At 59.4% G+C, this 19,069-nt stretch carries 15 protein-coding genes and 5 tRNA genes; 7 read left to right on the forward strand and 13 right to left on the reverse strand.

All coding sequences use genetic code 11. The features are described 5' to 3' along the window. Nucleotides 1–455, forward strand: a 455-nt coding sequence (locus JFT80_RS04245) for a LysR family transcriptional regulator substrate-binding protein (protein ID WP_201147030.1), incomplete at its 5' end; no start/stop codon positions are given. A 66-nt stretch (nt 456–521) separates the two neighbouring features. Then, a complete protein-coding gene (locus JFT80_RS04250; RefSeq protein ID WP_242482785.1) occupies nt 522–3,806 on the forward strand; it encodes a PAS domain S-box protein in 3,285 nt (1,094 codons plus the stop codon). A gap of 47 nt (nt 3,807–3,853) precedes the next feature. Here JFT80_RS04250 and JFT80_RS04255 read toward each other — a convergent pair whose 3' ends face one another. The 10 genes from JFT80_RS04255 to gltX form a co-directional block, all read right to left on the reverse strand. Next, the gene (locus tag JFT80_RS04255) at nt 3,854–4,300 is read right to left on the reverse strand and encodes an Hsp20 family protein (RefSeq protein ID WP_201147031.1); all 447 of its coding nucleotides are present in this window, start codon (nt 4,298–4,300) and stop codon (nt 3,854–3,856) included. 121 nt (nt 4,301–4,421) lie between these two features. Beyond that, nucleotides 4,422–5,381: a tRNA-dihydrouridine synthase gene (locus JFT80_RS04260; protein ID WP_201147032.1), complete on the reverse strand. Its 960-nt coding sequence runs from the start codon at nt 5,379–5,381 to the stop codon at nt 4,422–4,424. Nucleotides 5,382–5,578: 197 nt separating this feature from the next. Next, nucleotides 5,579–6,016, reverse strand: a complete 438-nt coding sequence (locus JFT80_RS04265) for a thioesterase family protein (RefSeq protein ID WP_201147033.1) — start codon at nt 6,014–6,016, stop codon at nt 5,579–5,581. A 47-nt stretch (nt 6,017–6,063) separates the two neighbouring features. Continuing rightward, complete coding sequence (locus JFT80_RS04270; protein ID WP_201147034.1) at nt 6,064–6,897, reverse strand: alpha/beta fold hydrolase; 834 nt, start codon at nt 6,895–6,897, stop codon at nt 6,064–6,066. Nucleotides 6,898–6,927: 30 nt separating this feature from the next. Continuing rightward, complete coding sequence (locus JFT80_RS04275) at nt 6,928–7,467, reverse strand: TetR/AcrR family transcriptional regulator (RefSeq protein ID WP_201147035.1); 540 nt, start codon at nt 7,465–7,467, stop codon at nt 6,928–6,930. A 182-nt stretch (nt 7,468–7,649) separates the two neighbouring features. Further along, a tRNA-Glu gene (locus tag JFT80_RS04280) sits at nt 7,650–7,725 on the reverse strand. An 80-nt stretch (nt 7,726–7,805) separates the two neighbouring features. Continuing rightward, nucleotides 7,806–7,881, reverse strand: a tRNA-Ala gene (locus JFT80_RS04285). Between the two features lie 52 nt (nt 7,882–7,933). Then, a tRNA-Glu gene (locus JFT80_RS04290) sits at nt 7,934–8,009 on the reverse strand. Nucleotides 8,010–8,089: 80 nt separating this feature from the next. Further along, nucleotides 8,090–8,165, reverse strand: a tRNA-Ala gene (locus JFT80_RS04295). A 259-nt stretch (nt 8,166–8,424) separates the two neighbouring features. Then, a complete protein-coding gene (gene gltX / locus JFT80_RS04300; RefSeq protein ID WP_201147036.1) occupies nt 8,425–9,906 on the reverse strand; it encodes a glutamate--tRNA ligase in 1,482 nt (493 codons plus the stop codon). A gap of 228 nt (nt 9,907–10,134) precedes the next feature. Here gltX and JFT80_RS04305 point away from each other — a divergent pair, with 228 nt between their 5' ends. Together JFT80_RS04305 and JFT80_RS04310 are read left to right on the forward strand one after the other, a co-directional pair. Next, on the forward strand, nt 10,135–11,184 hold the full coding sequence (locus tag JFT80_RS04305) for an HlyD family secretion protein (RefSeq protein WP_201147037.1): 1,050 nt from the start codon (nt 10,135–10,137) through the stop codon (nt 11,182–11,184). 49 nt (nt 11,185–11,233) lie between these two features. Further along, entirely contained in the window at nt 11,234–12,724 is a 1,491-nt protein-coding gene (locus JFT80_RS04310) for an MDR family MFS transporter (protein WP_201147041.1), read from the forward strand. A gap of 114 nt (nt 12,725–12,838) precedes the next feature. On the opposite strand, the gene uvrB is transcribed toward JFT80_RS04310, so the two are convergent. Beyond that, complete coding sequence (gene uvrB, locus JFT80_RS04315) at nt 12,839–14,854, reverse strand: excinuclease ABC subunit UvrB (RefSeq protein WP_008083013.1); 2,016 nt, start codon at nt 14,852–14,854, stop codon at nt 12,839–12,841. 350 nt (nt 14,855–15,204) lie between these two features. Between uvrB and JFT80_RS04320 the strand changes: the two genes are divergently transcribed. Both JFT80_RS04320 and JFT80_RS04325 read left to right on the forward strand, forming a co-directional pair. Beyond that, complete coding sequence (locus JFT80_RS04320) at nt 15,205–16,401, forward strand: amino acid aminotransferase (protein ID WP_201147038.1); 1,197 nt, start codon at nt 15,205–15,207, stop codon at nt 16,399–16,401. A gap of 235 nt (nt 16,402–16,636) precedes the next feature. Continuing rightward, the gene (locus tag JFT80_RS04325) at nt 16,637–16,846 is read left to right on the forward strand and encodes a hypothetical protein (RefSeq protein ID WP_045057781.1); all 210 of its coding nucleotides are present in this window, start codon (nt 16,637–16,639) and stop codon (nt 16,844–16,846) included. On the opposite strand, the gene JFT80_RS04330 is transcribed toward JFT80_RS04325, so the two are convergent. Beyond that, nucleotides 16,843–17,073: a hypothetical protein gene (locus tag JFT80_RS04330; protein ID WP_201147039.1), complete on the reverse strand. Its 231-nt coding sequence runs from the start codon at nt 17,071–17,073 to the stop codon at nt 16,843–16,845. The genes JFT80_RS04325 and JFT80_RS04330 overlap by 4 nt on opposite strands. A 219-nt stretch (nt 17,074–17,292) precedes the next feature. On the opposite strand from JFT80_RS04330, the gene JFT80_RS04335 reads away from it, so the two are divergent. Beyond that, nucleotides 17,293–17,368: transfer RNA gene (locus JFT80_RS04335), tRNA-Asn, on the forward strand. Nucleotides 17,369–17,449: 81 nt separating this feature from the next. Here JFT80_RS04335 and JFT80_RS04340 read toward each other — a convergent pair. After that, entirely contained in the window at nt 17,450–18,970 is a 1,521-nt protein-coding gene (locus tag JFT80_RS04340; RefSeq protein ID WP_201147040.1) for a nucleobase:cation symporter-2 family protein, read from the reverse strand. Nucleotides 18,971–19,069 lie beyond the last annotated feature (99 nt).

A 19,069-nucleotide genomic window follows, 5' to 3' on the forward strand; every position in this document is an offset into this window, starting at 1 on the left:
TCACCCTCGCGCCGGAGCCTCACGCGTTGGTCAAAGCTACGCCGGTGTGGGACGACCCGCTGGATTTTGTGGTCGCCCCGGAGCATTCGCTGATCAACAACGGTGCCGTCAGTCTGGCGGACATTGCCGGTCATCCGGCAGTTTTCCCCGGCGGCAACACTTTTACACACCATATTGTGCAGCGTTTGTTCGAGGCCCAGGGCCTGACACCTAACATCGCCATGAGCACCAACTACCTGGAAACCATCAAGATGATGGTGTCCATCGGCCTGGCCTGGAGCGTGTTGCCGCGCACCATGCTTGATGAGCAGGTGGCAAGCATCCCTTTGCCGGGCATACAGCTCACTCGCCAGCTAGGCTATATCCTGCACACAGAACGGACGCTGTCGAACGCGGCACGGGCTTTCATGGCTTTGCTGGACGCACAAATCGATCAGCCAGGGACACATGGCTAACTTGTGCTACTCCTATAGTGCCGCGAGACCCAGCGCCTAACGCCCAATTCAGTCCAAGGCTTGCCAATGCCGAAATCTGTTGACCGTATTCCGCCGATGCCGCGTATCCAGGCGCTGGACCCCAAACGGTCCGAGCAAAGTTGGGAAAGCGCGCCACAGTTGCTGGCGGCCCTCAACGGTGCCCGGCTCGGCGCCTGGTACTGGGACATCGAGCGTGGGCAGATCAGTTGGTCGCGCGGCACCCAGGCCTTGTTCGGCTTCGATCCACGGCAGCCGTTGCCGGCAGACCTCGAATACCTTGATCTGCTGCCCCCGGAAGACCGCGCCAAGACCGTTCGGGCTTTCCACGCGGTGATTGCCGGTGCGCCGCTGGAACAGGCAATGCACCACCGCATCCGGTGGCCCGACGGCAGCCTGCACTGGCTGGAGATCAGTGGCAGCTTGTTGCCGGATAAAAACGGCCGCCCCCGAATGATCGGGGTGATTCGCGAAATCACCCACCAGCGCCAACGTGAACAAGCCCTGAGCAGTTCGGAGAAACGTTTCGCCACACTGTTTCATCTGTGTCCGAACATGGTTCTGCTGACCCGCCAGGAAGACGGCCTGATCAGCGAGGCCAATCAATATTTCGAAAGCCTGTTCGGTTGGCCGGTGCAAAGCGCCATTGGCCGCACCACGCTGGAGCTGGGCCTTTGGGTGCACCCCGAGCAACGTGCCGAACTGGTCAGGAAAACCAAGGCCAAGGGCGAACTGATCAGCATGGAAGTGCAGTTTCGCGCGAGCAACGGCCAGATTCACGACGGTATTCTCAGCGCCCAAAAGGTTGAACTCGAAGGCCAGCCGTACTTGTTGAGCACCTTCCTCGACACCACCGAACGCAAAGTCGCCGAACATGCATTAAAGGACAGCCAGGAACGTCTCGACCTGGCGCTGGATTCGGCGCAACTGGGCACTTGGGACTGGCACATTCCCAGCGGCATGCTCTACGGCTCGGCGCGAGCCGCGCAATTGCACGGCCTGGACGCGAAACCCTTCCATGAATCATTCGATGCGTTTTTTGAAGGGGTGCCCGGCGAGGAACGCGACAGCATGCGCGACGCCTATCGCAGCCTGCGCGAAGGCCCGGCGGGCAATTACCAACTGACTTATCGCGTACAACTGCCGGACGGTAGCTCACGCTATCTGGAAAGCCGCGCCCGCCTCTATCGTGACGACAACGGCGCGCCACTGCGCATGGCCGGTACGTTGCTGGACATTACCGACCAGGTTGAGCGCGAACAGCGCCTGGTCGCGTCGGAAGAGAAGTTCGCCACGCTGTTCCAGGTCAGCCCCGACCCGATCTGCGTGACGCGCCAGGACAGCGGCGAATTTATCGAGATCAACTCGAGTTTCAGCCAGACCTTCGGCTGGAGCGCCGCTGACGTGATTGGCCACACCGCCGAGGAAATCGGCCTGTGGGATGCCTCGGCAAAAAGTCTGCAACGCATCGAACGGGTAATCCGCGAACAAGGCCTGAGCAATGTCGCAATCATCGTTCAGCACAAGGACGGTCAATCGCTGACCTGCGTGATTTCCAGCCGGCAGATCAGCGTCGGCGATCATCCCTGCGTGGTCACCACCCTGCGCGACATCACCCAGCAGCAACGCTCGGAAGCGGCACTCAAGGCCAGCGAAGAGAAATTCGCCAAGGCGTTTCACTCCAGTCCCGACGCGATCACCATCACCGAGCGCGACACCGGGCGCTATCTGGAGGTCAACGACGGTTTCTGTCGCCTCACCGGCTATCGCGCCGACGAAGTGGTTGGCAAAACCGTGTATCAGGTGGGCATCTGGGCCGAGGAAAAACAGCGTTCGGCGTTGTTGGCCGAGCTGCAGATAAAGGGCCGCGTGCACCATCAGGAAATGCTCGGGCGCAACAAGCGCGGGGAATTGCTGACCGTAGAGGTCTCGATCGAACCGATCACCCTGAATGAAACCGCGTGCCTGCTACTCACCGCTCGCGATGTCAGCCTGCTGAAAAACGCCGAAGCACAGATCCGTCATCTGGCTTACCACGATCCGCTGACCAATCTGCCCAATCGTGCCCTGCTGATGGATCGCTTGAGTCAGCAGATCGCCTTGCTCAAACGCCACAATCTGCGCGGCGCTTTGTTGTTTCTCGATCTGGATCACTTCAAGCACATCAACGACTCTCTCGGCCATCCGGTCGGCGATACGGTGCTGAAGATTATCACCGCACGACTCGAAGCCAGCGTGCGCATGGAGGATACGGTCGCGCGCCTGGGTGGTGATGAGTTCGTGGTGTTGCTCAGCGGCCTCGAAGGGTCGCGCAACGAAGTCAGTCTGCAAGTGCGCAATCTGGCCGACACCCTTCGCGAACTGTTGTCGGAGCCGATGTTCCTCGACGGCCAGCGCCTGCAAGTAACGCCGAGCATCGGCGTGGCGCTGATCCCTGATCACGGCTCGACCCCGACCGACCTGCTCAAACGTGCCGACATTGCCCTCTACCGCGCCAAGGATTCCGGGCGCAACACCACGACGATGTACCACAACACCATGCAGAAGGCGGCCAGCGAACGGCTGCGCATGGAGACCGACTTGCGCCTGGCGTTGTCGCGTGGTGAGTTCAACGTGCATTTCCAGCCGCAGATCGATGCCCGCGACAACCGCATCATCGGCGCCGAAGCCTTGGTGCGCTGGAATCACCCGGAACTCGGCGCGCAATCACCCACCGAGTTCATCAAAGTGCTGGAGGACAGCGGGTTGATTCTCGAAGTCGGCACGTGGATCCTCGACGAAGCCTGCGATGCCTTCAAACAACTGATCGCCGAACACCTGATCGACCCGCTCAATTTCAGCCTCTGCGTGAACATCAGCCCGCGACAGTTCCGCCAGAACGACTTTGTCGAACGCATCGAACACAGCATGGTCAGCCACGGGCTGCCCTGCTCGCTGCTGAAACTGGAAATCACCGAAGGCATCGTCATCCAGAATCTGGAAGACACCATCAGCAAAATGCGTCGCCTGAAAAAGCTCGGCGTAAGCTTTGCCATGGACGATTTCGGCACCGGTTATTCGTCGCTGACTTATCTCAAGCGCCTGCCGGTCGACACCCTGAAAATCGATCAATCGTTTATCCGCGACGCCACCACCGACCCGAACGATGCGGAAATCATCCGTGCCATCGTCGCCATGGCGCGCAGCCTGGGGTTGAAGGTGATCGCCGAGGGGTGGAAACCCTGGAGCAGCTGGAATTTCTGCAGGGACTGGGGTGTTATTTTTACCAAGGGTATCTGCACAGCCGGCCGTTGCCGGTGGAAGCCTTCCAAAAACTCCTGCAATAGCCGCTGAACGCGCATAAAAAAGGGCGCCAATGGCGCCCTTTTCACTGCTCGGCCTTAGTGCTGCAAAGCCGGCTGTTCCATCCCGTTGATCGGGATGCGTTTGGCTTTCGCCTCCTCCGGAATCACCCGCAGCAAATCAATGCTCAGTAACCCGTTACGCAGGTCAGCGGCCTTGATTTCGATGTGATCCGCCAGGCGGAAGGACAACTTGAATGCACGCTGGGCGATGCCCTGGTGCAGGAAGGTCACGCCTTCGTTGGCATCACGCTTGCCACCACTGATGGTCAGCACACCCTTCTCGACTTGCAGGTCCAGGTCTTCTTCCTGGAAACCGGCTGCGGCGACCACAATGCGGTATTGGTCGTCACCGTGTTTTTCCACGTTGTAGGGCGGATAGGTGCTGCCTGGCTCATTACGCAGGGCGGTTTCGAACAGGTCGTTGAAACGGTCGAAGCCTACCGAGGAACGGAACAGTGGTGCGAGGGAAAATGCAGTACTCATGGTTCAAATCTCCTGAAAACAATCAGCAAGGTTTTGTGTATCCGCGACCCGAATTCGGCATCGCGTAACCCTTAAATAGGGACCGCCGATTTGATTTCAAGAGATTATTTGCAGATTTTTTTCACGCCGCTTCAACGACCGGCAGACCGAGCAAACGCGAGACATGATCCGGTTCCGTCTCACGACGCAAGACGGTGAACAGCTCGGTGGCTTCGGGATAATTGCGCGTCAGCATTGCCAGCCATTGCTTCAAACGGCCAGGGGATTGGCGCGCAGTCATCTGCGCTTTGGCCTGTAACCAGAAGTCCTGGATCAGCGGCATCAGCTCGGCCCAGGTCATTTCGACGACTTCTTCGCCAGCGCGTGCGGCAGCGATCTGTTTGGCCAGATCCGGGCGCGAGACCAGGCCACGACCGAGCATGATGTCTTCGACGCCGCTGATTTCCCGGCAACGGCGCCAGTCTTCGACGCTCCAGATATCACCGTTGGCAAACACCGGCACCTTGACCACTTCTTGCACGCGCGGAATCCACTCCCAATGCGCTGGTGGTTTGTAACCGTCCATTTTGGTTCGGGCGTGAACCACGATGTGTTCGGCGCCACCTTCGGCCAATGCCGTGGCGCAGACGAGCGAGCCGTCCGGGCTGTCGAAACCGAGGCGCATCTTCGCGGTGACGGGAATGTGCGCAGGCACAGCGCGGCGCACGTGCTCGACGATCTGGTTGAGCAGTTCGGGCTCTTTAAGCAGTACCGCGCCGCCACGGGACTTGTTCACGGTCTTGGCCGGGCAGCCGAAGTTGAGGTCGATTACCTCAGAACCGAGTTCGCAGGCCAGCGCTGCGTTTTCCGCCAGGCACACCGGGTCGGAACCGAGTAGTTGCACACGCAATGGCACGCCCGACGCCGTGCGAGCGCCGTTGAGCAGTTCCGGGCCGAACTTGTGGAAGTATGCTGGCGTGAGCAATTGATCGTTGACCCGGATGAATTCGGTCACGCACCAATCGATGCCGCCAACGCGGGTCAACACGTCGCGCAGGATGTCGTCGACCAACCCTTCCATGGGCGCCAGAGCAATTTGCATGGGGAAACACTACTTAAAGAAAAACGTGCGGCAGTTTACTGGTTTCGGCTGAGAGAAGGTATTTCGTCGGGCCGGACGGTGTTGATTGTGGCGACGCTTTCGCGGGCAAGCCGCGCTCCCACAGGTCTTGCGTCGTTCACACAAAAGATGAACGACCCAAGACCTGTGGGAGCGTGGCTTGCCCGCGAAGGGGTCGCTTAGATCGCGACTTGCAACGCCGGGCCGTAGCCGTCGATGAATTCGGCGGGCATGCGCTTGGGCTTGCCCGTGGACAGCTCGATGCAGACGAAGGTGGTTTGCGCACGGAGCAGCGTGGTGTTGTCGCTCGGGCGTTTGAGCTGGAAATGCCGGGTCATCCTCAGACGCTGATCCCAATCGACGATCCAGGTCGCCAATTGCAACTCGTCCCCCTCATAGGCGGCCGCCAGATAATCGATTTCGTGGCGCACCACCGCCATCGCCCGATCCAGACGCCGGTACTCGACCAGATCCAGTCCCAGACGCTGCGAATGCCGCCAGGCGCAGCGTTCGAGCCAGGTGACGTAGACCGCGTTGTTCGCGTGGCCCAGCCCGTCGATGTCCTCGGCGCCTACTTGCAGATCAATGGTAAACGGCGTTGCCCGATCCCAGCCCATGCCCCACTCCCGGTCAAATTATTTCAACCAGGGCAGTGTAACGGAGCTCACGCCGATTGGCGCGCCTGGAGGCTGCGGCCGGCCAGCAGTGATAACACACCATCAATCACCCGCGGGTCGGCCAGCACACGCTGATGACCACCACCTTCCAGCCGCAGCAAACGGCTGTCGAACCAGGCTTCGTGGATCAGTTGCGACTCTTTGACCGAGACAAAGTTGTCGTCCTCGGCATGTACGATCAGGCCGGGCATATCCAATTGATAGTGGGCGACATCGAGGGTGGCGGCGCGCATGCCGACATCCTGCTCGACCTGACGAATGAACGCGGAACGCGCTCTCGGCGGCATGCCCACGTAGCGGGCAAACCCACGCAATACGCCGAGGATTCGCGCAGGGGCGGCAATGCTGACGAGGGTTTCCGTGCGCAAGCCCAATTGCACGGCGAGCATGGCGCTGGCGCCGCCCATGGAGTGACCGATGACCGCTTGCAGCGGCGGTAGCTCGGCAGCGGCTTCGAGCATCGCCCGAGCGAACAATACGACATTGGCTTCACGCCCCGGCGAACGGCCGTGGGCCGGACCATCGAGCGCGACCACGGTGTAGCCGGCGTCCACCAGTGCGTTGATCAGGCTGGCGAACTGGGTTGGGCGCCCTTCCCAACCGTGCATCAGCAGCACCGTCGGGCCTTGACCCCAGCGCAACGCTGAAAGGCCGAAGCGCAATGTGATCCGTTCGGAATTGGCCAGCAACGGCAACTCCCAATCCCGCAGAGGTAGCGACCGCGGCGTCATGAACGCCACACGCATTTTGCTCGCCACGCGTTTCGGTGCAATCCAGCCCAAGGTGCCGTTAACGCCACGAACCCACTTCAACGTGTTCATCGCTCTCTCCTCAGGCCTGCTGCCTTCAGGTCAACGCACGGCCGACTTGGCAGCGCGCAGCAATCGATCGGACAAATCTCCAGGGCCAAGCGCTCTCGCGAGTGCCAGACCACCCACCATCAAGGCCACGTCGGCCAGGGCTTTGTCGGTGTCTTCAGGGCTGGACGCCAACTGCGCAATCATCAGTTCCAGGTGCTCGTTCAAGGCCACCCGAAATTCGTCGGGCAGCCGGCCCAACTCGCCGACGGACGCGGGGATTGGGCACGCGGAGTCAGACGAATCACGGTGTTTGCGCGACAGGTAGAACGCGGCGACCAAGGCGCGACGCTCTTCGCCGGTCAGTTCGGTGTCCATGTCGGCAATCAGGTCGCGACGGCGACCCAGCAGCTGTTTGAACGCTTCCAGCATCATTGCGTCCTTGCTTTCGAAGTGCGCATAAAAACCGCCAACCGTCAGGCCGGCTGCGCCCATCACTTCGCCCACGCTCGGGTCGGCCGGGCCACGCTGGATCAGTGCGGCGCTGGCAGCCTTGAGGATGCGTTCGCGGGTTTGAGCTTTTTTATCGTTCATCGTTGCCTCCGAATATTACGACTAGAATATTATTCGCATAATAATATTCTGCAAGTCAAGAATATGACCGCTGGTCTGAAGCACAGTGTAAGGAAAAAGGAGAATTGGCCAAACGCCAGACAAACAAAAGGGCCATTCAATAATTGAATGACCCTTATAAAATCCCGCAGAGCGGGTAATCGTGGCGTCCCCTAGGGGACTCGAACCCCTGTTACCGCCGTGAAAGGGCGGTGTCCTAGGCCACTAGACGAAGGGGACACAAACCTTCTATACAACTGATCAGTGCTGAGAGCTGATCGATTCAAGGCCGGTGTGGCCAGACCTTGAACTTGTAAAATTGGTGGAGCTTAGCGGGATCGAACCGCTGACCTCCTGCATGCCATGCAGGCGCTCTCCCAGCTGAGCTAAAGCCCCGATTTATCGCCTCGCGGCGGAGTGACATTTTGCAACATCACTTCTGTAAAACTGGCGTCCCCTAGGGGACTCGAACCCCTGTTACCGCCGTGAAAGGGCGGTGTCCTAGGCCACTAGACGAAGGGGACGCAAACCCTTCTATACAACAGACCAACACTGAGTGTTGATCGCTTCAAGGCCGGTGTGGCCAGACCTCGAAGTGTAAAATTGGTGGAGCTAAACGGGATCGAACCGTTGACCTCCTGCATGCCATGCAGGCGCTCTCCCAGCTGAGCTATAGCCCCTCATCGTTGATGTCATCGCTGAGGACGGGGCGAATCTTAAGGGCGTATCGAAAGCCTGTCAAACTTATTTTTGAAATTTTTCAAAATTTTTTGTCGGCATAACAACCACTTACCGCCCTCCTCCCGAAAATGGGGGTACTGGCAACAGCCAGATCAAAAAATCGTCCGATCGCGGCCCGAGTCTTCGGCAGCTCCTACAGGATTGCATTTCAACTGTAGGAGCTGGCGCAGCCTGCGATCTTTTAGGCGCTGCCCGTAATCAGGCGATATTGCCCAGAAGCTTTTCCCACTCTTTGTTTTCTTTCTTCGATACGCCGCCCAGCAGGTCAATCGCCTGACGCAGACGGAAACGGGTCAGGTCCGGGCCGAGGATCTCCATCGCATCGAGCACCGACACCGAACTCGCCTGACCGGTGATCGCAGCAAACATCAGCGGCATCGCGTCACGCAGTTTCAGCTCCAGCGATTCAACCACTGCCTGAATCGTTGCGGTGATGTTGTCCTTCTCCCACTGACGCAGGCTTTCCAGCTTCCACAGGATCAACTGCATCAACTGGCGAACCTGATCACCCGAAAGCTTCTTCGATTCGAACAGCTTGGCATCCGGATTGACGCCTCCGGCGAAGAAGAACCCACCCAGCGGTGCAACCTGGCTGAAGGTTTCAACGCGGCCCTGCACCAGCGGCGCGATCTTCATCATGTATTCCGGGTTCAGCGCCCAGGTCTGCAAACGGCTGGCGAACTCTTCCACGGGCAGATCACGCAGCCACTGGCCGTTGAGCCACGACAGCTTCTCGATGTCGAAGATCGGCCCGCCGAGGGAAACACGTTTGAGGTCGAAGTTGTCGACCATTTCCTGCAGCGAGAACTTCTCGCGCTCGTCCGGCATCGACCAGCCCATGCGGCCGAGGTAGTTGAGCATGGCTTCCGGCATGAAGCCCATGCGCTCATAGAACGTCACCGAAGTAGGGTTCTTGCGCTTGGACAGCTTGCTTTTGTCCGGGTTACGCAGCAGCGGCATGTAGCACAGCTCTGGTTGCTCCCAGCCAAAGTACTCGTACAGCAGAATCAGTTTCGGCGCCGATGGCAGCCACTCTTCGCCACGCAGGACGTGGGTGATGCCCATCAGATGGTCATCGACCACGTTGGCGAGGAAGTACGTCGGCAGACCGTCGGTCTTCATCAGTACTTGCATGTCCATGCGATCCCACGGGATCTCGACGTCACCACGCAGCATGTCCGGCACCACGCAGACGCCTTCGCTCGGCACTTTCATGCGGATTACGTGCGGTTCGCCGGCGGCCAGGCGGGCTGCGACTTCGTCCTTCGACAGCAGCAGCGCGCGGCCATCGTAGCGCGGGGTTTCGCCGCGAGCCATTTGCTCGGCGCGCATCTGGTCCAATTCTTCAGCAGTGCAGAAGCATGGGAACGCATGGCCCATGTCGACCAGTTGCTGGCAATACTTCTGGTAGATGTCGCCGCGCTCGCTCTGACGGTATGGACCGTGCGGGCCGCCAACATCCGGGCCTTCGCTCCAGTCGATGCCCAACCAGCGCAGGGCGTCGAAAATCTGCTGCTCGGACTCGCGGGTCGAACGCAACTGGTCGGTGTCTTCGATCCGCAGGATGAACTCACCACCATGCTGCTTGGCAAAGCAGTAGTTGAACAATGCGATGTAAGCGGTACCTACGTGGGGGTCCCCGGTAGGCGATGGCGCGATGCGAGTGCGGACGGTGGTCATGGCATGTCTCGAAAAGAATGAAAAGCAAAACAATCAAGCGGCGAATGGTAACAGGCGACACCCGCCCCGCTCCAGCAGGCAGGGCATTTAAGCCAAGTTTGCGTCTGTAACGCGCTTTGCACCCGGTGAATGGCCGAATATCAACGGTCGGCATTTACCGTTTATCGGCTGTATGCCAGATTTGTCTGCTGATACCTTTCCTTACAATTTCTCGACTACAGTCTGCCCATGCCTGCCCAACTCAAGCGTCGCCTGTTTATTTTCCTGTTGCTCGTCCTGCTCATCGCCGGGGCATTTTTTGCTCACTGGTTTTTCAAAGGGCGCTTTTACGAGAGCACCGACAACGCCTATGTGCAGGGCGAGATCACTCGCGTGTCGAGCCAGCTGGGTGCGCGCATCGATCAGGTTCTGGTACAGGACAACCAGCACGTTGAAAAAGGCCAGCTGCTGGTCAAACTCGAAGGTGATGATTTCCACCTGGCCGTCGACCGCGCCAACGCCGCCCTTGCAACCCGCCAGGCCGAGCGCCTGCAAGCCCAGAGCAAACTCACGCAACAGGCCAGCCTGATTGCGGCCAGCGAGGCGCAGGTGGCCTCCAGCCAGGCCAGCCTCAGCCGTTCGCAAATCGATTTGTCCCGCGCTGAAACCTTGCGCAAACCCGGCTACGTATCAGAAGAACGGGTGACCACCCTCTCCGCCGACAACCATATTGCCCGCTCCCAAGTGACCAAGGCCCAGGCGGATGCTCAGAGCCAGCGCCAGCAGGTCAACTCCCTGAGCGCCGAAATCAAGCGCCTGGATGCGATGATCGCCAATGCCCGGACCGATCTGGCCCAGGCCGAGCTGAACCTGACCCGCAGCGAGATCCACGCGCCCATCAACGGCCTGATCGGCCAGCGCGCCGCGCGCAACGGCCAATACGTGCAGGCCGGCGCGTACCTGCTGTCGATCGTGCCGGACCAGGACATCTGGATCCAGGCCAACTTCAAGGAAACCCAGATCGGCCACATGCAGCCAGGGCAGAAGGCTGAGTTGACCTTCGACGCCTACAGCGATACGCCGATTGAAGCGCGGGTCGACAGCCTGTTTGCTGCCTCCGGGGCGCAATTCAGCCTGCTGCCACCGGACAATGCCACCGGCAACTTCACCAAAGTCGTACAACGGATCCCGGTCAAACTGACCTTCGCCGCGGATAACCCGCTGCACGGCAAGATTCGTCCGGGGATGTCGGTCACCGCCAAAGTGAACATCAAAGACGCCCCTGACGATGGCCGGTGACCCACTGATCCGCCCGGTCGGCGAGCCGACGCGGCGGGACTGGATCGCGGTGATGAGCGTGATGCTCGGCGCCTTTATGGCGGTGCTCGACATCCAGATCACCAACTCTTCGCTCAAGGATATTCAGGGCGCACTGTCGGCGACGCTGGAAGAAGGCTCGTGGATTTCCACTTCTTATCTGGTCGCGGAAATCATCATGATCCCGCTGACCGCCTGGCTGGTGCAGTTGCTCTCGGCGCGGCGACTGGCGGTATGGGTGTCGCTGGGTTTTCTGGTGTCATCGCTACTGTGCTCGATGGCCTGGAGCCTCGAGAGCATGATCGTCTTCCGCGCCATGCAAGGCTTCACCGGCGGCGCGCTGATCCCGCTGGCGTTCACCCTGACGCTGATCAAACTCCCCGAACACCACCGCGCCAAAGGCATGGCGATGTTTGCCATGACCGCGACGTTTGCGCCGTCCATCGGCCCGACGCTGGGCGGTTGGCTCACGGAAAACTGGGGCTGGGAATACATCTTCTACATCAACATTCCGCCAGGGCTGATCATGATCGCCGGGCTGATGTATGGACTGGAAAAGAAAGCAGCGCACTGGGAATTGCTCAAGAGCACCGACTACACCGGCATCCTCACATTGGGGATCGGCCTCGGTTGCTTGCAGGTATTTCTCGAAGAAGGGCATCGCAAGGATTGGCTGGAATCGAGCCTGATCGTGACACTGGGCAGCATTGCCCTGCTGAGCCTGATCACCTTTGTCATCGTGCAGATCTCCAAGCCAAATCCGCTGATCAACCTCGGCATTCTGCGTAATCGCAACTTCGGCCTGTCGAGCATTTCCAGCCTCGGCATGGGCGTCGGGTTGTACGGTTCGATCTATCTGCTGCCGCTGTATCTGGCGCAGATCCAGAACTACAACGCCTTGCAGATCGGCGAAGTGATCATGTGGATGGGCGTGCCGCAGCTGTTTCTGATTCCGCTGGTGCCGAAGCTGATGACGTTCATTTCGCCAAAATGGCTGTGCACTTTGGGTTTCGGGTTATTTGGCTTGGCGAGTTTTTCTTCGGGCGTGCTCAACCCGGATTTTGCTGGGCCGCAGTTCAATCAGATCCAGATCATTCGGGCGCTGGGGCAGCCGTTGATCATGGTGACCATTTCGCTGATCGCCACCGCTTATATCCTGCCGCAGGATGCGGGGTCGGCGTCGAGCCTGTTCAACATCCTGCGCAACCTCGGCGGTGCGATCGGCATTGCGCTACTGGCGACACTACTGGATGCGCGCACCAAGACCTACTTCGATTATTTGCGCGAGGCGATTGTACCGACCAACCCGCAGGTGGCTGAGCGCATGGCGTCGATGACAGACCGGTTTGGCAGTGACACGGCGGCGCTGGGCAAGATGAGCGAGATCGTCCATCAGCAGGCGGCGATCATGGCCTACAACGATGCGTTTCACTTTGTCGGGATTGCGCTGGGGATCAGTATGCTGGCGATTCTGTTGACCAGGAAATTACCGCAAGGGCTGAAGGCTGGGGAGTCTCATTAAGAACGCGTTGCCGCCATTCGCGAGCAGGCTCGCTCCCACAGGGGATTTGTGAACGACACAATACCTATGTGGGAGCGAGCCTGCTCGCGAAGAGGCCAGATCAGGCAACAGAGATCAGACAGCCAAAAGCCGCTCGCGCAATTTGGCGATTTCATCACGCATCTGCGCCGCCGCTTCAAATTCCAGATCCCGCGCCAGCTGATACATCTTCTCTTCCAGCGCACGAATACGCTTGGTGATCTCGCTCGGCGAACGCAGTTCGGCTTCGTACTTGGCGTTTTCCTCGGCAGCCTTGGCCATGCCTTTGCGCTTCTTGCTGCGCGAGCCCGGCACGGTGGCGCCTTCCATGATGTCGGCGACGTCCTTGAACACGCCTTTCGGGGTGATGCCGTTTTCGAGGTTGAAGGCGATCTGCTTGTCACGACGACGCTCGGTCTCGCCAATCGCCCGCTCCATTGAGCCGGTCATGCGATCGGCGTAGAGAATCGCCCGACCATTGAGGTTACGCGCCGCCCGGCCAATGGTCTGGATCAACGAGCGCTCGGAACGCAGGAAGCCCTCTTTGTCCGCATCGAGAATCGCCACCAGCGACACTTCCGGCATGTCCAGGCCTTCGCGCAAAAGGTTGATCCCGACCAGCACGTCAAAGGTGCCGAGGCGCAGGTCGCGGATGATCTCGACGCGCTCAACGGTATCGATGTCCGAGTGCAAATAACGCACGCGCACACCATGGTCGGCGAGGTAATCGGTCAGGTCTTCGGCCATGCGCTTGGTCAGCGTGGTGACCAATACCCGCTCTTCAATGGCGACGCGCTTGGAGATTTCCGACAACAAATCGTCGACCTGAGTCAGCGCCGGGCGGACTTCAATCTGCGGGTCGACCAGACCGGTCGGACGCACCAGTTGCTCGACCACGCGCCCGGCGTGCTCAGCCTCGTAGTTGCCCGGCGTTGCCGAGACGAAAATGGTCTGCGGGCTCACCCCTTCCCACTCATCGAAACGCATCGGTCGGTTGTCCAGTGCCGACGGCAGACGGAAGCCGTATTCGACCAGCGTCTCTTTACGCGAACGGTCGCCCTTATACATCGCGCCGACCTGCGGCACGCTGACGTGGGATTCGTCGATCACCAGCAAGGCGTCGGCCGGCAGGTAATCGTAAAGCGTCGGTGGCGCTGCACCGGCCGGGCGCCCGGACAGATAGCGCGAGTAGTTTTCGATGCCGTTGCAGTAACCCAGTTCGAGGATCATCTCCAGGTCGAAACGGGTGCGCTGCTCCAGACGTTGGGCTTCGACCAGTTTGTTGTTACTGCGCAGATATTCGAGGCGCTCCTGCAATTCGACTTTGATGTGCTCGATGGCGTCGAGCAGGGTCTCGCGCGGCGTCACGTAGTGACTCTTCGGGTAGAAGGTGAAGCGCGGCATCTTGCGGATGACTTCGCCGGTCAGCGGATCGAATGCGGAGATGCTCTCGACCTCGTCATCGAACAGCTCGATGCGGATCGCTTCCAGATCGGATTCCGCCGGGTAGATGTCGATCACATCGCCGCGCACGCGGAACGTCGCGCGGGCAAAATCCATGTCATTGCGGGTGTACTGCAAGTCAGCCAGACGGCGAAGCAGCGCACGCTGATCGAGTTTGTCGCCGCGATCGACGTGCAGCACCATCTTCAAATAGGTTTCCGGACTACCGAGACCGTAAATGCACGACACCGTGGTGACGATGATCGCGTCTTTGCGCTCCAGCAGCGCTTTGGTCGCCGATAGACGCATCTGTTCGATGTGATCGTTGATCGACGCATCCTTCTCGATGAAGGTGTCGGACGACGGCACATACGCTTCGGGCTGATAGTAGTCGTAGTAAGAAACGAAATACTCGACGGCGTTGTTCGGGAAGAATGCCTTGAATTCGCCATACAGTTGCGCGGCGAGGGTCTTGTTCGGCGCGAGCACCAGGGTCGGGCGCTGTATCTGCGAGATGACATTGGCGATGCTGAAGGTTTTGCCCGAGCCGGTCACACCGAGCAACGTCTGGTGCGCCAGACCGGCTTCGATGCCCTCAACCAATTGGCGAATGGCTTCCGGTTGATCGCCGGCGGGTTCGAAGCGGGTGACGAGCTGGAATTCGGACATGCATACCTCTGGGTTCTCGAAGCAGGGAATCGCGCCTGCAGGTTAAACCGGCTGGAACGAGAAAAGCCGCAAACGACCGACGTCGCGCAAGAAAAAACCTGGATTGTGCTCAATGTGGTGGCGATTGCCTGACCTTTCAAGGCAAACGTCCTACATCGGGTAAAGAATCTGACACGGCCAATCGACTAACGGTCGAGAAATAATCGGAAAAACTTGGGGTAAAAGCCGAATCGCCTGTCGCCATTGCTCGCAGATGGCCTCTATACTAGCTCCCCGTTTGTGCACCGCTCTAGTGCATTCGGCTGGAGCGCCACACGTCCCTCCACTATCCATTCAGAGCCGCCGTAATAATGAGCCTGTTCTCCGCTGTCGAAATGGCACCCCGCGATCCAATCCTGGGCCTCAACGAAGCATTCAACGCCGATACCCGGACCGACAAGGTCAACCTGGGCGTGGGTGTTTACTGCAGCGAAGAGGGGCGAATTCCACTTCTGCGCGCCGTGATCGAAGCCGAAACCGTTCGCGCTGCTCAGCACGCATCCCGTGGCTACCTGCCGATCGACGGCATCGCTGCCTACGACCAGGCCGTGCAAAAGCTGCTGTTCGGTAACGACTCGCCGCTAATCGCCGCTGGCCGTGTTCTGACCACCCAGGCCGTCGGCGGCACTGGTGCACTGAAAATCGGCGCCGACTTCCTCAAGCAGCTGCTGCCCGACGCCGTCGTGGCGATCAGTGACCCAAGCTGGGAAAACCACCGCGCGCTGTTCGAAACCGCCGGCTTCCCGGTGCAGAACTATCGCTACTACGACGCCGCGACCCACGACGTTAACCGCAGCGGCCTGCTCGAAGACCTCAACGCCCTGCCGTCCGGCTCGATCGTCGTACTGCACGCCTGCTGCCACAACCCGACCGGCGTGGACCTGAGCCCGGCGGACTGGAACAACGTGCTGGAAGCGGTCAAGGCCAAAGGTCACGTGCCGTTCCTCGACATGGCTTACCAGGGTTTCGGTGACGGCATCGACGAAGACGCCGCCGCTGTGCGTCTGTTTGCTGAATCCGGCCTGACTTTCTTCGTATCGAGCTCGTTCTCGAAATCGTTCTCGCTGTACGGCGAGCGCGTTGGTGCCCTGTCGATCATCAGCGAATCGAAAGAAGAAAGTGCGCGCGTACTGTCGCAGGTCAAACGCGTGATCCGCACCAACTACTCCAACCCGCCGACCCACGGTGCAAGCATCGTCGCCGCTGTGCTGAACAGCCCGGAACTGTGCGCGCAGTGGGAAGCGGAGCTGGCGGAAATGCGCCTGCGCATTCGCGGCATGCGTGAGCAAATGGTCAGCCTGCTGGCGCAAAAAGCGCCACAGCGTGACTTCAGCTTCGTCGGCCGTCAGCGCGGCATGTTCTCCTACTCCGGCCTGACCACTGAACAGGTGCATCGCCTGCGCAACGAGTTCGGCATCTACGCCCTGGACACCGGCCGCATCTGCGTGGCTGCGTTGAACCAGAGCAACATCAAGGCTGTGACGGACGCGATCGTTCAGGTCATCTGATTTCATTGCGTGATGAGAAACGGGAAGCCTGAGCGCTTCCCGTTTTTATTTGTCTGAAGAATGCGGCTCGAAACCTCTAGACTGCATCAGATCTCAACTAACCGTAGGAGCTGCCGAGTGCAACGAGGCTGCGATCTTTTGACCCTTTTACAATCAAGATCAAAAGATCGCAGCCTCGTTGCACTCGGCAGCTCCTACAGCTTTGTGTACAGCCTGAATTCCTGCGAGAACGTAGATGAAAAATGATGACCTGCGCGCCGAGCGCGATGACCTGGATGAACTGGACCATTTCGTCCCTCGCCCTGCGGCCAAACGCGGCAACAACCTGGTGCTGCAAGTGGCCGCCGGGGTGTTTCTTGGCGGCCTGGCCCTGTGGCTGGTGCAACTGGCGGTGACGATGGTGTATGGCAAGCTGATGCTTGGCACCTTTACCTTCGGCGGTTAAACCAGTTCGCCGGCCCGCTGGCTGGCCGCATCGTCATAAGCGACGTAGAGCGATTCGGCGACCTGGCTCTTGATGGCCTTGGTGCTTTCCAGGCCGAGAACGAAACCTTCGGCCTTGCCGCCCGCACGATTCAATTCTTCGGCGGTGCTGGCCTGGGTGATTGCGTCGAGGAGTTTTTCGGCGTGGGGACCGACGCCTTTTGGCAGGCTGATTTGCGCGATGCTCATGCGAACACCTCGTGGTTGCAGGATGAAGACTTCATGGCGCGTACCTTTTTCGGCGGATGGCCGGTAGCGCGTGTGACCACTTCCGGGCGGCCATGGTAGACCTCTGCTGCGATTCTGGTAACCGCCAAAACCGGAAAAACCACTGCGGGTATCGACGAATTGTCGAATTTAACCACAGGTGCTTGACTTCTCTTTTTGAATCAGTAACATACACGCCATTCCGCGATAGCTCAGTTGGTAGAGCAAGTGACTGTTAATCATTGGGTCCCTGGTTCGAGTCCAGGTTGTGGAGCCAAATAGCAAAGCCCCTGAATCGAAAGATTCAGGGGCTTTTTTGTGGGCTTCAGTCTGTTGCAGGAGCGAGCTCCTGCATTATTCAGACATGCTCACCCGTCTTGGCCTGCACCGGTCGCGGTTCTCCATGCCCATGGTCAACCTCCACCACCGGGATCTCCTTGCCATCGCAATCGCGCAGTTTACCTTCGCTGAAGTAATCGCCTTCACGCAGTGCGGCAAGGTCCTGGTAACGCAACACCCGCTCGGTACCCGCTGCGGCAAACACCGACTGTTGATCCGAGTTACCCGTGGTGAAGTGGTTGAACGCCAGGTTCAGCAGGATCGCCATGATCGCCGACGAGCTGATGCCCGAGTGGAAAATGGTCGCGAACCAGCTCGGGAAGTGATCGTAGAAGTTCGGCGCAGCAATCGGAATCATGCCGAAACCGATCGACGTCGCGACGATGATCAGGTTGACGTTGTTGCGGTAATCAACCTTCGACAGCGTGCGAATCCCGCTCGCCGCCACCGTACCGAACAGCACGATACCGGCGCCGCCAAGCACTGAAGTCGGCACTGCCGCGATGACCCGCCCCATGAAGGGCAGCAAGCCGAGAATCACCAGGAAGATACCGCCAGTGGCCACCACATAACGGCTCTTGATCCCGGTCACCGCCACCAGCCCGACGTTCTGGGCGAAAGCGCTTTGCGTGAACGAACCGAGAATCGGCGCAAACAGGCTCGACAGCATGTCCGCACGCAGACCGTTGCCCAAGCGCTTGGAATCGACCTTGGTGCCGATGATTTCACCGACCGCCAGAATGTCCGCCGAGGTTTCCACCAGCGTCACCATGATCACGATGCACATCGACAGGATGGCGGCAACGTGGAAGGTCGGCATGCCGAAGTGGAACGGCGTCGGGAAGCCGAACATAGGCCCCTGGGTCACGGACGAGAAGTCTGCCATGCCACAGACCACCGCGATGACCGTGCCGATCACCATGGCCAGCAGGATCGACAAGCGCGAGATGGTCGAACTGCCGATCTTGCTCAATACCAGCACCAACAGCAGCGTCACCGCCGCCAGCCCGATATTTTGCATGCTGCCGAAGTCCGGCGCATGGCTGTTGCCGCCCATGGCCCAGCGCGCGGCCACCGGCATCAACGTCAGGCCGATGGTGGTAATCACGATACCGGTGACCAAAGGCGGGAAGAACTTGGTGATTTTTGAGAACACCGGGGTTATCAGTAACCCGATCAACGACGCGGCAATCACCGCCCCCAGGATCGACTGGAATCCGCCCTCCCCGCCGCTGCTGACAATCGCCACCATGGTCGCGACGCCGGAAAACGAGACGCCCTGGACCAGCGGCAACTGGCAGCCAAAAAGCGGTAAACCAAGGGTCTGCAGCAACGTTGCCAGGCCCCCTGCAAACAGTGACGCAGCAATCAACAAACCGATGTCCGCCGGCGACAGCCCGGCCGCCTGTCCGATAATCAACGGCACCGCAACAATGCCACCGTACATGGTCAGAACGTGTTGCAGGCCATAAGCCATATTCGCGCCGATCCCAAGGTTTTCATCCTCAGGCCGTTGGTGTGAAACATGGGGCGTTTTCATGATTGGGGGTTCCCTGGTTTTTTGTTATGCGCACACTGTATGCAAGACTCAGGACAAATGTCTATAGAGTTGTATACAACTCGCCAGTCAGATTATGGA

It is taken from the genome of Pseudomonas sp. TH10 (assembly GCF_016651255.1).
Classification (GTDB): domain Bacteria; phylum Pseudomonadota; class Gammaproteobacteria; order Pseudomonadales; family Pseudomonadaceae; genus Aquipseudomonas.